This is a genomic window from Nocardia vinacea (assembly GCF_035920345.1).
Classification (GTDB): Bacteria; Actinomycetota; Actinomycetes; order Mycobacteriales; family Mycobacteriaceae; genus Nocardia; species Nocardia vinacea_A.
This window is the reverse complement of sequence record NZ_CP109149.1, coordinates 417784-432480: the sequence shown is the minus strand read 5'-3', so window position 1 is coordinate 432480 and position 14697 is coordinate 417784. Positions and strand designations below refer to the sequence as shown.

Below are 14697 nucleotides of genomic sequence, written 5' to 3'. Positions count from 1 at the left end.
GGGTGTGGTGCGGGTAATCGGTTGCGCGACAACCAGCTGTGAGATGAAAAATCTTGCGGCTCAGGCGATCTCCACGAGACTCGGATAGTCGGTGTACCCGCGCGAGCCGCCGCCGTACAGGGTGGTGAAGTCCACCGCGTTCAGCTCCGCGCCGGTGCGCCAACGCTCTACGAGATCGGGATTGGCGAGGAAGGCACGCCCGACGACAACGGCGTCAGCCACCCCCTTGTCCAGCAGCTCCTCGACCGTCTCCAGCGACGTCGCCACGGGTGTGGCACCGAGGTTCAACAGCACCGAGCCGCCGAATCGCGTGCGGAGGTCGCGGACGAGCGGTTCGAGAGACTCGAACGGACTGGCCAAAATGCTCAGGTACGCCAGACCTAACGGCGCGATCCCATCCACGACCGTCTGATAGGTCTGGTCGAGGTCGGCACCGGGCACCTCGCCGATGCCGTTCAACTGATGGCCGGGCGAGAGCCGCAGGCCGACACGGTCAGCGCCGATAGCGTCGGCGACTGCCCCAACCACGTCGATGACGAAACGAGCCCGCTTCGCCGGCGTGCCGCCGAATTCGTCGTCGCGGAGGTTGACCGTCGGATCGAGGAACTGGTGCAGCAGATAGCCGTTCGCACCGTGGATCTCGACGCCATCGAGACCAGCACGGATCGCGTTGCGGGCGGCCTCGACGAATTCGGCGATGATTCCGGCGATTTCACCGGTCTCGATGGCCCGGGGCACATCGTGATCGACCATGCCGGCCAGCGTGAACATCTGGCCTGGAGCCTGGACAGCGCTGGGCGAGATCGTGTCGACACCGTCCTTATTGCTGGCATGAGCGACCCGCCCGACGTGCATCAACTGAGCCACGATCGTGCCGCCGGCGCCGTGCACACCATCGGCGACGAGGCACCATCCGGCGACCTGTTCGTCGGTGTAGAGCCCGGGCACAGTGGGGTAGCCCTGGCCGACGGCACTGGGTGCAGTGCCCTCCGTGACGATGAGCCCGGCTCCGGCGCGCTGGCTGTAGTACTCGGCGTTCATCGCCGTGGGCACGTTGCCTTCCCCCGCGCGGCTACGAGTCAGTGGCGCCATAACGAACGACTGCGGCAGGTCCCACGGTCCGATCCGGACGGGTTTGAAAGCAACAGACATGCGGTGATCCTCCTGATAGGGGCGGGGATGACGAACGACGACAGCACTGCAGCTGATCGTCACTTTAAAAAAATATAGTCTTTAATACCTAATTTAGCAACGCCGCAGGTGGCAAATCCTTCAACGCCCAGCGACGTTTACGTAAGTCGGGCGATCACATGGACGCCCATTGCGAGAGACACGCCATCTGGGGTAGCTTCACTAAAGTACACCGAACGGTTTACTTACTCCAGGAGGATGGCATGACTTCGCTCGCCGATCAAACGGTGCTCGTCACCGGAGCCAACCGCGGCATGGGCCGCGAGTACGTCGAGCAACTACTCGGCCGTGGGGTGGCGAAGGTCTACGCCGCCGCCCGCGACCCACAGACAATCCACGTGGCGGACCCACGCATCGTTCCGCTGCAGCTCGATGTCACGAATGCGATGTCGGTCGCCGAAGCGGCCGAGACCGCAACCGATGTCAGCGTTCTGATCAACAACGCCGGCATCGCCCGCGGGACCTCGGTGCTCGACCGGTCCACGGCCATGCTTCGCGCGGAGCTAGAGACGAACCTGTTCGGTCCACTTGCGCTGGCTTCCGCGTTCGCCGATCGAATCGCCGAGCGTTCCGGTGCCATCGTCAACGTCTCGTCGGTTCTCGCATGGCTTCCCGTCGGCGCGAGCTATGGCGTATCGAAGGCGGCGATGTGGAGCGCCACGGACTCGATGCGCACCGAACTCGCCCCACGCGGAGTCCAGGTGGTGGGCGTCTACATGGGGCTCGTCGACACCGACATGGGCAAGTTCTCGGATTCGCCGAAGTCCGATCCCGCAGACGTGGTTCGCCAGGTACTCGATGGCATCGAGTCCGGCGATGCGGAGGTACTGGCCGACGAGCTCAGCCGCCAGGCGCGCACCTGGTTGAGCGACCCCGTGCAGGAACGGGTCGCGCAGCTGATGAGCAGCTGATGGACGCCGAAGCGGCATGTGTCGCGGATGAGCATTTCTCATCCGCTCACAGAGCTGCTTGGAACTCCCGAGTGGTGGCCGCGAACGCCGTGAACAACTTCGGAAGACCTGTGCCCTTGCCCAGCACGCGGGCCGCACCGACGCGGCGAGCCTCCGCCAAGGTGAGCGCGCCCATCGTCAACGCGATGAAGGTCGCGGACGAACAGTGGAGCCTGATCGGCGACTCCGACTCTGATTCCCCGGACGCCACCGACAGCGCAGACTCGCGAACCCTCATCGTGAACACCTCGGGAGTGTGTACAACGCACACGAAGTTCAGGCCCGACAGCAGATTCGGGGAGACCGCTCCCGTCATACAGAGCGCCACCATATCGGGACGCGCCGTTTCCGGCTCGATTCCTTCTGACATCAGACCGAGCCCCCAGAGACCGAAGCCGATGACGGGCGTCCGCAGTCCTTCACCGAACTCCGTCAACGCGTAGGCACCGCTGGACGCCTTCGCCACGACGCCGACCCCTTGGAGCCGACGGAGCCGGCTCGTCAAGCGGTTCGGTCCGGCGGCCGGCAGCTTCGCGCCGAGTTCGTTGAACCGCTTGGGTCCGAGGAGCAATTCCCGAATGATCAGCAGGGTCCATCGTTCGCCCAGCACGTCCAAAGCGGTCGCGAGCGGACACCCTTGTCCGTACAGGCGACCCGTCTCCACAGGACTGAGTGTAGGGACGGTCAGGAGTCGACTCTGCACCGCCGTGACGCTCGGGCCGGTGACATCACAGTCACGCACCATAGCCATCAGGGCGGAGATACCCGCCGAGTTGCTTGCCCAACAATGCCGCGAACTCGATTGTGGTGAGATCGCCGCCGGCAGGCCCCATCGCTTGCAGACCCACCGGCAGCCCGGATCTGCCGAGACCGCTGGGAATCGTCGTGGCAGGTGCTCCGGCGATGTTGGCGATGGCACACCATTTGACCTGGTCCCAGTAGGAGCGGGCCTTGCCGTCGACTTCGAATCGCCGACCGAATCTGTCGATCAACTTGTTGTGGTGCACAGGTGCCGCCGTGGGCGTAACCGGCATGAGCACGATGTCGAACTGGCGGAAGAACTCGTACCACCCCTCCCGTATTTCCTGACGCTTGGCATCTGCCTGCATCCAGGCATAGTGCGACTGGAACGTGCCTCGAAAAGCGTGCGTGGCAGCCCCTCGCGGGTTCTGCACCATGCGCATCGCCATTGCGGCACCAGAGGCTGGGGTGATACCTGTGCGATCACCCGAGAGCTGTCCGTACACCAGTGGCTCGAAGACTCGATGCGACTCGCCGATACTGACCGGCAGCGCGGCAGGCTGGATCTCGACCTTTGCGCCCGCCTGCTCCAAGACGGCGATCGCGTTGGCCATGGCGGCGTTTACCTCGGAGTCGATGGGGCAGTCCGGGTCGTCGAACCAGACCGCGACGCGGAAGTCGCTCAGAGTGGTGGCTCGGGGGTCCGCGAGGGAATACGTAAAGCCGCCGTCACGCGCCAACGCGCCGGTGGTCGCCTCCAGGACAGGAATCAGGTCGCGTGCGTCGCGCACCTGAGCGCCGGCGCAGGCGAGGTCGGGCTCAGCCCACCGACCGGTCCCAGGTCCTGGTGGGAGGTGGCCCACCAAGGGGATCGACCGCCAAGTCGCCTTGTGCCCGTACAGCCCGACAAAATGCGACGGGATCCGAGTCGAGCCACCGATTTCCGAGCCGAAGTCGAAAGCGGTGAGCCCGGCAGCGGTCGCCACCGCACCTCCCCCGGCAGAACCACCCGATGTGCGTGAGAGGTCCCACGGATTGTTTGTCGGACCGAAAACAGGATTGTCCGCCTGCACGTCCTGATTTCCGGGCGGCATATTGGTCTTGCCCATGATGATTGCCCCGGCTCGGCGAAGCCGCGCAATCGGTTCCGCGTCCCGGGTCGGCACATGGTTTACGAGGTCGCGCCGACCGCACGCGGACCTCATGCCTGCCGTCTCGTAACTGTCTTTCGCGGTGATGGGCAATCCGTGCAGAGGTCCCAACGAGTCATTACCGCTGACCCGCTCTTGGTCCGCCTTGGCGGCCTCGGCGCGCGCACGCTCGGCATCCAACGTGATCACCGAGTTCAGGCGACGGTCGTGCTGCTCGATTCGCTGCAAGTAGAGGTCGACGAGTTCGCGACTGGACACCTCACCGCTGCGCAGATGTGCCAGCAGCTCGTGGGCGGGTGCGAAGGCAAGATCATCCGACATGGTTCCTCCGAGGGAGCTCGTCGACAGCGGCAAGATTCTCGAGTTGGGCAAGGGCTCGCTGCACGGAGGCATCGCGCGCAAGTTTTCCGTCGACGATCGGTCCGGCCAGACCACGAAGGGCTGCGACGGGCCGCCAGCGTCCGGGGATAGTGATGGCGCGTTGCCGACGTTCCAGTCCGTCGGCGATCGCGGCGGCCGCGGTTTGCGGCTGAATTCGTTTGAGGATGAACTTGGGCATCGCGGCGAGCAGGGCGAGTACGTGCGGATCCGCGTCCACGCCCTGACGAATCATGTCGGTCTGGATAAGTGAGAAATAGGCCGTCATGGCAGACGCGCCGTGCCTGGCCAACTCGACGCCGAGGCCCCGGCCGAGTTGCTCGACGGCAGCCTTGCTCATCGCGTAAGGGATGGCGCCCGCGCCGTTGATGTAGGCGTATACCGAACTCACCAGGACGATCTGTCCCCGGTTCTCGATCACGGATTCCAGCGTGGCCGACACAGTGTTGACGACGCCATCGACGTTGACCGACAGAACATTTCCCACTTGTCCGGGTGTGAGTGCGCGGAAGGTGGCACCACGCCCCAGAATGCCGGCGTTGGCGATCACGACGTCGATGCGCCCGAACTCCTCATGCGCTCGGCGCACAGCTTCCTGGACGGAATCGAGTTGGGTGACATCGCATTTCAGCGCCAACGCTTGCCCCTTCGGCAGTGTGGCCGCAACTTGTTGCGCTGCTGACAGATCGATGTCCGCCAGCAACACCCGTGCTCCACGCTGAACCAGGGCGGCGGCGGTGGCCGCACCCAACCCACGACCGGCTCCGGTAATCAGGACGACCTTGTCGGAAAGTGAATAGCGTGTCATGTCACCACTCCTCGATGATTTGCGACGCAAGGGACAGCATCGCCAGGGGAGCCGCCAAAGGTGTTTCTTCGCAACATTTTTCGCGTCGATCCCCGGTCTGGTGCGGTGCGCGAGAAAGCAGGACTCGATCCGCAAGCGATGCGTGGTGACGATACGTCGATGACTGTTGCATGTGACGCACGCTACAGGTCACTATACGAAATGTATAGTAGCTCTCTGACCGCGCGACACTCCTCGCGTCACGAGGCGACACACACTGGCTATTCCTCGGCACACGCAATGGTGGCTCGACTGCCACACCGCAATGCCGCCGTCAACGTGCGGCGCGCAGCACGCTCCACCACACCTCGGTGATTCCGGCGATGGCCGACGGGTCGTCAAGACCCGTTGTTCCGCGGACGACCTGCTGATAGCACATGCGCTCGGTCATCCAGATCAGTGAGGTGGCAGTAGCCGCGGCTTCGGACTCGCCGAACCCCTCGACCCGGAGTCGCTCCCGCGCGATATCGACGAACCGGCCCGAGAAATGCACCGGGCTCGGAATTTGCGAGTCCTCGCGGCCCATATCTTCGAGGTAGACGACGAACGCAAGCTGAACCTGCTGGCGGACGAGATCTCACTATCATCGAAGCCCTTCCACGCAGCAGAACTCTCGCCCGGTCGCAGCAATAATCGCCGCTTGCGAAAGCGGCGGCAATCGCATCAAAACCATCCACCGAACAGCTTGGATGTAGCACGCGCAGGCTCAGCTGTGTCGCTCCACCAACTGGACAGCAATTGGGCCAGGCCGGTCTTCATCGTTTCCGGTGCAATCCATGCCGTCGTGGATCGCGCCTTTCTTTTCACACGACCGCGGACGCTGCGGCTTACGTCGAATAGGGGCGCACCAAGGGGCAAGGTGATCGTCGAACTCCGCTGATCGGACAGCCGCCGCGCATTACATCGGGCGCAGCAGCCGGATCGCCTGCAGCGCAACATAGAGTTCGGCGGCCTGTGCCGGGTCATCGCAGTCGCGGCCGGTGAGGTCGCGAATCTTGCGCAGCCGGTAGAGCACGGTATTGCGGTGGTAGTGCATCTGCTGCGCGGCCGCCACGGTCGACCCTTTGCATTCGAACCACACGTTCAGGGTCTGCAACAAAGCCGTCCGCTCCGCCTCCGGCAGGTGTATGACCGGTCCGAGAATTTGTGCGGCCGCACTGTGCGCGGCGTCGGGTAGCCGGACCAGCAGTAGTGCCAATGGGGCCGCTTCGTAGCGGGTAATCGCGGTCGTGCCGCTCGGTGTGCACTTCAGTGCGAGTCGCGCCTCGTCGAGCCCGGCAGCGATGCCTTGGGGGCCGATGAATGTGCGGCTGACACCGGCACGAGCTTCGATCACCGCACCGAGTAAGGCTATGGCAGTGTCGATTTCGGTGGCCGAGTGTGCGCAGATCACCCCGTTCTGGGTATCGGCGTAGCTATCCCAGATCGAGACGATGCCACGGTCGTTGAGCTTCGCGATCGCGGCCGACATCGTCGTCCGGGTCGGACCGGCCTCGGCGGCGACCACCACGAACACTCCGGTCTCTGGTAGGCCGAGAGTGCGCGCCGCGTCCAATACCACGGCGGGGTTCTCCGCATGGTCGTCGAACAGGGTCCGAATCACCCGGGCTCGCGACTCGATATCGGCCAGGGCGAGCAGGGTTGCGGTCTCGCGGTAGGTCTCGGCCGCGGCGTCGGAGTACCGGTCGACGATGGCCCACAACTCGGCCGGAATCTTCAGCAGCTCGCCGTCGGCGACACCACCCGCACGGACCAGCAACTCTTCCCAGATCAGCCGACCACCGAGCCGATACGCGTGCAGCATCGCCGCTATCGGCAGGCCCTGCTCGGCCTTCAATCTGCCTGCCGCACGCGCGGATTCGAGGCGGACCGGATCGCGGCCCGCGAGGTAGCCGAGCAGTGCGGTCAGGTTGTCCAGGCAGGCGCCGCGCAGTTGCGCACGGGTCAGTAGTTGGGAGTCCAGGTACGAACGTTCGGATGCGACGATCCGGTCTGCGAGCTCGTCGGCCAGCGAATCCACCGATTCCAGCAATTGCCTCGCGAGTTCGGTGGCCGCGATCGAATGCAACGGCCTGGCCACCAGCGCAGCGTACCACTCAGGAGTGTGCGCCACGCCACACCTCGATTGTGCCGCCGCACAAAGTCGATCACCCACTCCCGCGACCGTCGCCCATAGTGCGCGGCGGCGTTGGTGCGGACAATTCGGGCTATGACCATCAACGATTCGCCGACCGACCTCCGGGGCACAGTCGACGCCGCGCTGTCGGACCTTGCCGAGGGCGAAAAGGCTTGGGCCGCGATTTCCTTGGCCGCACGCGCCGAGCTGCTCGGACGCGTGCGGGAGCTCACCGCGAAATACGCCCGAGAGTGGGTCGATGCGGCGATCAGCTACAAGCGGCTGGATCCGCAGACGGCGCTGGTCGGCGAGGAATGGATATCCGGGCCCTATGCGATGGCCGCCGGGGCCGGAGCACTGGAGCGCAGCCTGCTCACCCTTGCCGACGGGCGCAGCCCACTCGAGAAGGCACACTTCGGTACAACCGGCGGACGCACGACGGTCCGCGTGCTGCCCACGTCGGTCTTCGACTCGTTGCTGTTGAGCGGATTCAGTGCCGAGGTGTGGCTCCAGCCGGGCATCGGCCGGGCCGAAGCCATCCGAGCGGCGGGGCTGGCACAACTCGACCCGGTTCGCACCCATGGGATAGGCGTGGTGCTCGGCGCGGGCAACATCACCTCGATCGCCCCGTTGGACGTGCTCTATGAACTGATCGCGCACAACCGTGTCGTCGCCTTGAAACTGAATCCGATCACCGATCCGCTATTGGAGCCGTTGACCAAGGTGCTGGAGCCGTTCATTGCGATCGGCGCGGTCCGGATCCTCACCGGCGCAGCCGATGTCGGCGAATACCTGGTACAGCATCCGGACGTCGCACACGTGCATATGACGGGCAGCGCAGCGACACACGACGCGATCGTCTGGGGCCGCGGCGAGGATGCCGCGGCGCACAGGGCCGCCGGTCGACCTCGACTCGACAAGCCGATCACCAGCGAACTCGGCGGCGTCTCGCCGACCATCGTGCTGCCCGGCCGGTGGAGCAAGGCCGATCTGCGGTTCCAGGCCGAACACATCGCCACTCAGCGCTTGCACAACGGCGGATACAATTGTGTCGCGACACAGGCTGTTGTTATTTCGTCCGACTGGGATCAGAAGGACGACTTCCTTCGAGAGTTGCGCACCGCCTACGACGCCGCACCGAGCCGGCCCGCGTACTACCCGGGCAGCGACGATCGCGTCGCGTCAGCCGAATCGACCTATCCGAGTGCCGAACATTTCGGCGGTCGCTTACTGCTGTCCGGCCTGCGCGGCGACCGCAGCGAAACACTGTTGCAGACCGAATATTTCGCACCCGTCCTCGGAGTTGTCGAATTGTCCGGCCTCGGAGCCGATTTCGCGCGTGCGGCGGCGGCTACGGCGAACGATGAATTCGTCGGCACGCTCGGGGTGAACGTCATCGCACATCCGGCGACCATCCGTGCGCTGGCCGCGGCATTCGACGAACTGGTCGAGCAGTTGCACTACGGCACGATCGCGATCAATGCGTGGACCGGCGCCGGGTTCCTCACCGCCGCGGCAACCTGGGGCGCTTATCCAGGCCATACGATCGACGATGTACAGAGCGGAATCGGTGTGGTGCACAACGCATTCCTGATCGATCGGCCCGAACGGACGATCGTGCGCGGTCCGTTCCGCCCGGCGCCACGGTCGGTGTTGCACGGCGAGTGGTCCCTGACACCGAAGCCGCCGTGGTTTGTGAACAATACGACCGCGGCGACAACCGGTCGACGGCTCGCCGCGTTCGCCGGAGCACCCGGGTGGGGAAAACTGCCGGGAATCTTCGCATCCGCGCTGCGCGGCTGACCGATCAGGAGCACACACGTGGATACCTACGCCGATTACGTCGTCATCGGTTCCGGATCGGCGGGCGCGGTCGTCGCCAACCGACTCAGTACCGACCCCGCTAACAGCGTCTTTGTGCTGGAGGCCGGGCCGGAGGACAAAGGCAAGTACATCCATATCCCCGCCGCATTCGCGAAATTGTTCCGCAGCGCCGTGGATTGGGATTACCGCACCGAACCCCAGCTCGGCCTCGGCGGCCGCGAAATCTATTGGCCCCGAGGCAAAACGCTGGGCGGGTCGTCCTCCCTCAACGCGATGATGTGGGTGCGCGGATTCGCAGCGGACTACGACGAATGGGCCGAGCGGGCCGGAAGCAAATGGTCCTTCGCCGAGGTCGTAAGGTACTTCCGCAAGATCGAAGCAGTCGAGGGGGCATGCGAACCCGACGAGGGTGTCGCCGGTCCGCTGCATGTATCGCGACAGCGCAGCCCGCGCCGGGCCACCGCGGCATGGCTGGCGGCGGCAGTCGAGTCCGGGCATACGGTGGAGCGCCCGAATCTGCCCGAGCCGAAGGGGTTCTGCGAGACCGTCGTGACGCAGAAGGGCGGCGCTCGCTGGAGCACGGCGGACGCCTACCTGCGGCCGGTGCTCGGCCGAAAGAACCTGACCTTACGCACCGAGGCCGTCGCGACGCGCATCATCTTCGATGGCACGCGTGCTGTGGCAGTCGAATTCGAGTCCGGCGGCAAGCGTGCGGTGGTGCGCGCCCGCCGTGAGGTGGTGCTGTGCGGCGGCGCGATCAACAGTCCGCAACTGCTGATGCTGTCGGGCATCGGCGATCGCGAACATCTCGCCGAGCACGGCATCGCCACCGTGCACCACGCACCCGAGGTCGGCGAGAACCTGATGGACCATCTGGTCGCGATGCTCGGTTTCGACGTCGACAATGACAGCTTGTTCGCCGCGGAAAAGCCCCTGGAGCTCATCAATTACCTTGCCAGACACCGCGGCATGCTCACCTCCAATGTCGGTGAGGCATACGGATTCGTGCGTAGCCGCCCGGACCTGGATCTGCCCGACCTGGAGCTCATCTTCGGACCAGCACCGTTTTTCGACGAGGGGATCGGCGAACCATACGGCCACGCGGTGGTAATGGGATCTATCCTGCTCAAACCCGAGAGCAGAGGCCGGATCTCGCTGCGCTCCGCCGATCCGCTGGCAAAGCCGGTCATCGATCCCCGCTACCTGTCCGACAGTGGCGGAGTGGACCGCGCGGCCATCCTGACGGGCCTGCGCATGTGCGCGGAGATCGCCGAAGCACCCGCTTTGAAAGCCCTGCTCGGCAAGGTCGCTCGGCCCGCGGGCGCGGCGGATACCGGTCCGGAAACGCTCGAACTGGCGCTCACTACCTGTTCGCACACGCTGTATCACCCAGTGGGCACCTGCCGGATGGGTAGCGACGAAACCAGCGTGGTGACACCGGAATTGCGGGTTCGAGGTGTCGAAGGTCTGCGCGTCGCGGACGCCTCGGTGATGCCGAGCATCATTCGCGGACACACCCACGCCCCGAGTGTGCTGATCGGTGAGAAAGCAGCCGAGCTGATCCGCGGCTCATAGTGCAGCGACATCCCGCCGGGCGTTGGCCGTCAGCTGGCGCCCGTCGGGTGAACCTCGTTCCTCAGCTCTGCGGGATTGTCGCCGTTGGCGGACCGATGACCCAGCCAGTGCGTGATCTCCAAGGCGACCCCGATCTCGAGACCATTGTGCTCGAGAGTGATCGGCAGGAGTTCCTCCGCGCGCTGGATGCGGTTGAGGACAGTGTTGCGATGCGCGAAGAGTGTTCGTGCGGCACGGGAGGTGCTGAACTGCTCACGGATATAGACCCGCAAGGTCTCACGGAGCTCGAGATCCGCACTCGCCACCTTCCCCAGCGTGCGGGCGACGAACTCGTTGGCCCGCTGCTCGTTATAGGTTGCGAGCGTCACGAGCTGGACGTCGGCGAACCTGGCGAAACGCAAGGCCGGCAACTGTTGCATCAATCGCTGTGTCTCGACCGCATCCAGGTGGCTGCGTCGAAAGCCCTCTACCCCGGTGTCGGCTGGTCCCATGGCTATGCGGACGCCCTCGATATGTGACGTCGCCGCGGCGAGGGGTTGCGCGTCGTCGACCGTCGCGTTTGCCAACCAGGTCCACAGCGAGGTGGAACTGGCAATGACATGCAATGTCTGCTGCGCATGGGTGGCTATCCCCAGAGCCTCCGCCGCGCGCTGCAAGCCGGGTCGATCGGGCGCACCGGGGTCCGTCCACAGAACGACCGCGGTGTGGCGGCAGTCGAATCGGTAGCCGAGGCGGTCGCTGGCGCGATCGTTGGCCATCGGCGCCCCTTCGAGGACGAGGCTCACCAACTCGAACCGCCGCGCGTGACTGTCCCGAGTGAGTTCGGCACGTTCGGATTCGAGCTGCTCAGCCAGCGCGGCGAGCGTGACATCGACGAAGTCGGCCAGAGAGCGAGCTGCCACGTCGAGGGCTTCCTGGAGTGCGACCGGGTCGGATGAGACCGTGAATGCGAGCCGCATCCAATGCCTCCACAGCGCATTGTGTCCCGAGTGATAGGCCGGGACCAGAATCTGTTCGACGCCTCGGCGGAATGCGTCACGGGCTACACCGACCACTTCCGTGCTCAGGTTCGCCGTGACCGGTTCCCGCGGAGCCTTCAGCAAGGATGCGGCCCAGTGCAACAGATTGGCGCGGGAGCTGGCCGTGATCTCGGCAGCTAGCGAAGGTTCGGTGCGAAAGGGTTCGACTGCCGCGTCGAATACCGCGTCATGAAAGTCGGCCATGACCTCGGCAGGTTCGGCGAGCAGCAGTTCGCAGACGCGTTGGATTACCCCGTCGGCATCCGGCGACGAGCTCGTAGTCATGGTTCGAATATAACCACCGCTGGCTAGGCAGAATGCCCATTCATCGGAGACTTCTTGGGCGAAATGCTCTTGAGAGGCAGGTCACTGCATCGGAAACTTGTAACGCACGACACAGCGATACCGGAGAGAGGACCAGGCCGTGGCAACGAAAGGCAAGGTCGACAGCGAGACTTGCGATGGGCCGCCGGAGTACGTCGACGTCCTGATCGCGGGGGCGGGGATCTCGGGGATCGGCGCGGGCAGCCATCTGAAGAGCAAGCTGCCGGAGAAGACGTTCCTGATCGTGGACGCCCGCGAGAATATCGGCGGTACCTGGGATCTGTTCCGCTACCCGGGTATTCGTGCCGACACCGACGCGCAGACGTTTTCCTACGAGTTCAAGCCGTGGAGGCACGACAACGCGATCGCCGACGGCGGGGAGATCCTGAGCTATCTCCATGAGACGGTGGATGAGTACGACCTGACATCCCATCTGCGACTCGGCTGGAAGGTCGTCTCGGCCGACTGGTCCTCCCAGCGAGGTCTCTGGGCAGTGCAGCTATCCGACGTCGTCGCCGGCCAAAGCGCGACCGTGGAATGCCGGTGGCTATTCGGGGCCACGGGTTACTACAGCTACGACCGCGGATACCGCCCCCACTTCGATGACGAAGAGCGCTTCACCGGCGAGATCGTCCATCCCCAACATTGGCCCCAGGATCTGGACTATCGCGGTCGAAAGGTGGTGGTCATCGGCAGCGGTGCCACTGCGATCACACTGGTCCCCGCCATGGCGGAGGCCGCCGCTCACGTCACGCTACTGCAGCGCTCGCCCACCTACATTCTCCCGATCCCGAGCCGGGACCCGGTCACCGACGGCCTCCGCAAGATCCTGCCGGAACGCATGGCATATCGGATGAGCCGGACTATCAACAGGACTCGGCTAGCCGTCATCTACGGAGTCAGCCGCCGCTATCCCCGGTTTACGCGTCGGCTGGTCCGCTGGGTCAACAAACGGGCGTTGCCGAAAGGCTATCCGGTCGACCAGCACTTCAAGCCGAGCTACGACCCATGGCACGAGCGCATGTGCTTCGCCCGCGACGGCGACTTGTTCACGGCGATCAGCACCGGCAAGGCTTCCGTTGTCACCGACCGGATCGCCCGATTCACCGAGCGGGGAATCGAGCTTGCCAGCGGCGCCAGTGTGGACGCCGACATCGTCGTGACCGCGACCGGCCTTCAGATGATTCCGCTTCGGGCGATGACTTTCAGTATCGATGGCCTGCCGATCGACGTATCGGACACGGTGGTTTACAAGGGCATGATGCTCTCCGGGGTACCGAACTTCGCCTTCGCCTTCGGCTACACCAATGCGGCTTGGACCTTGAAGGTCGACCTCGTCTGCGAACATCTCTGCCGCCTCATTGCTCGCCTGGACAGCCACGACGAGCACATCGCGGTGGCTGTCGCCAACGACCCCACGCTTCAACTCACGCCGATGGTCGACTTCCACGCCGGATATGTCCAACGAGCGGCGGACACACTTCCCCGGCAAGGTTCGCATGGCCCCTGGTCGATGGAGATGAGCTACAGCGCAGATCGGCACCGGCTCGTCCGGGGGCCCGTGACGGATCCCGCACTGCGATTCTCCCGCATCCCTGCCGATTCCGACGTCGCGTTGCGAGTCGGCTGAACCACGATGAGAAGGCAAGAGATCACCTTTCCCAGCGCTGGAACTACGTGTGCGGCATGGCATCTGCACGCCGACGGCGACACCTTGCACGGGAAGAACGGGCGGCCGTGCGTTGTGATGGCCCACGGCTTCGGCGGCACCCGCGACGCAGGTCTGCTCGGGTTCGCGGAGGGCTTCGCCGCCGCAGGCATCGACGTGGTGCTCTTCGACTACCGTGGTTTCGGTACCTCGGCAGGGAACCCACGTCAGCTTGTGTCCTACCGTCGGCAACGCGCCGACTACCGCGCCGCGGTCCGAGCCGCACGATGTATCGACGGTGTGGACCCCGGTCGAATCGTTCTGTGGGGGACGTCGTACTCGGGTGGTCATGTCTTGCATGTCGCAGCCACCGACCCTGCCATCGCGGCAGTCGTAGCAATGACGCCATCGGTCGATGGCCTGGCCACAGTGGCGCACCTGGCCCGGACCGGAGGGCCGGCACCCCTGCTGCGGCTCACTGCGCAGGGATTTCGCGATGTCATGGCCGCCGCAGCCCGACGTCCGCCTCGACTTGTGCCGGCGATCGGGCCGTCCGGTTCCGGCGCGGTGCTGGCCAAGGACGGCGCTCAGGAGGCGATGGCCGGTGTGGCCGGGCCGACCTGGCGCAACGAAGTCTGCGCCCGGGTAGCACTCGAGCTCGTGCTGAATCGACCACGTGGGTTCGCACCCCGCCTGCGGGCACCACTGCTGGTGCAGGTGGGCGATAAGGACACGGTGGTCCCCGCCGCGCCCGCGCTCGACGTGGCGGCGCGCGCCGGCGGCGGTGCTGAATTGCGGCGCTACCCGGTGGACCACTTCGACGTGTACGACGGCCCCTGGCAGGCGCGCCTGCTCGCCGACCAGGTCGACTTCATCGCGCGCGAGCTGCGGCGCATCCCCGATCAGGTGGAGGCAATCGCCCCCCGCTGACAC

General features: G+C 65.0%; 12 protein-coding genes. 5 read left to right on the top strand and 7 right to left on the bottom strand.

All coding sequences use genetic code 11. The features are described from left to right. Positions 1-60: 60 nt before the first annotated feature. The gene (locus OIE68_RS01975) at positions 61-1152 is read right to left on the bottom strand and encodes an alkene reductase (protein ID WP_327097670.1); all 1092 of its coding nucleotides are present in this window, start codon (positions 1150-1152) and stop codon (positions 61-63) included. 242 nt (positions 1153-1394) lie between these two features. On the opposite strand from OIE68_RS01975, the gene OIE68_RS01970 reads away from it, so the two are divergent. Continuing rightward, entirely contained in the window at positions 1395-2102 is a 708-nt protein-coding gene (locus OIE68_RS01970) for an SDR family oxidoreductase (RefSeq protein ID WP_327097669.1), read from the top strand. A 46-nt stretch (positions 2103-2148) separates the two neighbouring features. Here OIE68_RS01970 and OIE68_RS01965 read toward each other — a convergent pair whose 3' ends face one another. The 5 genes from OIE68_RS01965 to OIE68_RS01945 form a co-directional block, all read right to left on the bottom strand. Continuing rightward, the gene (locus tag OIE68_RS01965; RefSeq protein WP_327097668.1) at positions 2149-2805 is read right to left on the bottom strand and encodes a helix-turn-helix domain-containing protein; all 657 of its coding nucleotides are present in this window, start codon (positions 2803-2805) and stop codon (positions 2149-2151) included. A gap of 70 nt (positions 2806-2875) precedes the next feature. Continuing rightward, positions 2876-4354: an amidase gene (locus OIE68_RS01960; protein WP_327097667.1), complete on the bottom strand. Its 1479-nt coding sequence runs from the start codon at positions 4352-4354 to the stop codon at positions 2876-2878. Then, positions 4344-5219, bottom strand: a complete 876-nt coding sequence (locus tag OIE68_RS01955) for an SDR family NAD(P)-dependent oxidoreductase (RefSeq protein WP_327097666.1) — start codon at positions 5217-5219, stop codon at positions 4344-4346. The genes OIE68_RS01960 and OIE68_RS01955 overlap by 11 nt, the downstream gene beginning before the upstream one ends. Before the next feature lie 313 nt (positions 5220-5532). Continuing rightward, on the bottom strand, positions 5533-5784 hold the full coding sequence (locus OIE68_RS01950; RefSeq protein ID WP_327097665.1) for a hypothetical protein: 252 nt from the start codon (positions 5782-5784) through the stop codon (positions 5533-5535). Positions 5785-6156: 372 nt separating this feature from the next. Continuing rightward, positions 6157-7338, bottom strand: a complete 1182-nt coding sequence (locus OIE68_RS01945; protein ID WP_327097664.1) for a helix-turn-helix domain-containing protein — start codon at positions 7336-7338, stop codon at positions 6157-6159. Positions 7339-7467: 129 nt separating this feature from the next. Here OIE68_RS01945 and OIE68_RS01940 point away from each other — a divergent pair, with 129 nt between their 5' ends. Further along, entirely contained in the window at positions 7468-9177 is a 1710-nt protein-coding gene (locus OIE68_RS01940; protein WP_327097663.1) for an aldehyde dehydrogenase family protein, read from the top strand. An 18-nt stretch (positions 9178-9195) separates the two neighbouring features. Next, positions 9196-10773, top strand: a complete 1578-nt coding sequence (locus OIE68_RS01935) for a GMC family oxidoreductase (RefSeq protein WP_327097662.1) — start codon at positions 9196-9198, stop codon at positions 10771-10773. Between the two features lie 29 nt (positions 10774-10802). On the opposite strand, the gene OIE68_RS01930 is transcribed toward OIE68_RS01935, so the two are convergent. Continuing rightward, positions 10803-12077 (bottom strand): PucR family transcriptional regulator, encoded by a 1275-nt coding sequence (locus OIE68_RS01930; protein ID WP_327097661.1) that lies wholly within the window; start codon positions 12075-12077, stop codon positions 10803-10805. A gap of 139 nt (positions 12078-12216) precedes the next feature. Between OIE68_RS01930 and OIE68_RS01925 the strand changes: the two genes are divergently transcribed. Together OIE68_RS01925 and OIE68_RS01920 are read left to right on the top strand one after the other, a co-directional pair. Then, positions 12217-13746 carry an NAD(P)/FAD-dependent oxidoreductase gene (locus OIE68_RS01925; RefSeq protein ID WP_327097660.1) on the top strand — a complete coding sequence of 510 codons (1530 nt, stop codon included), beginning with the start codon at positions 12217-12219 and terminating at the stop codon, positions 13744-13746. Positions 13747-13752: 6 nt separating this feature from the next. Further along, entirely contained in the window at positions 13753-14694 is a 942-nt protein-coding gene (locus tag OIE68_RS01920) for an alpha/beta hydrolase (protein ID WP_327097659.1), read from the top strand. The last annotated feature ends 3 nt before the right edge of the window (positions 14695-14697 follow it).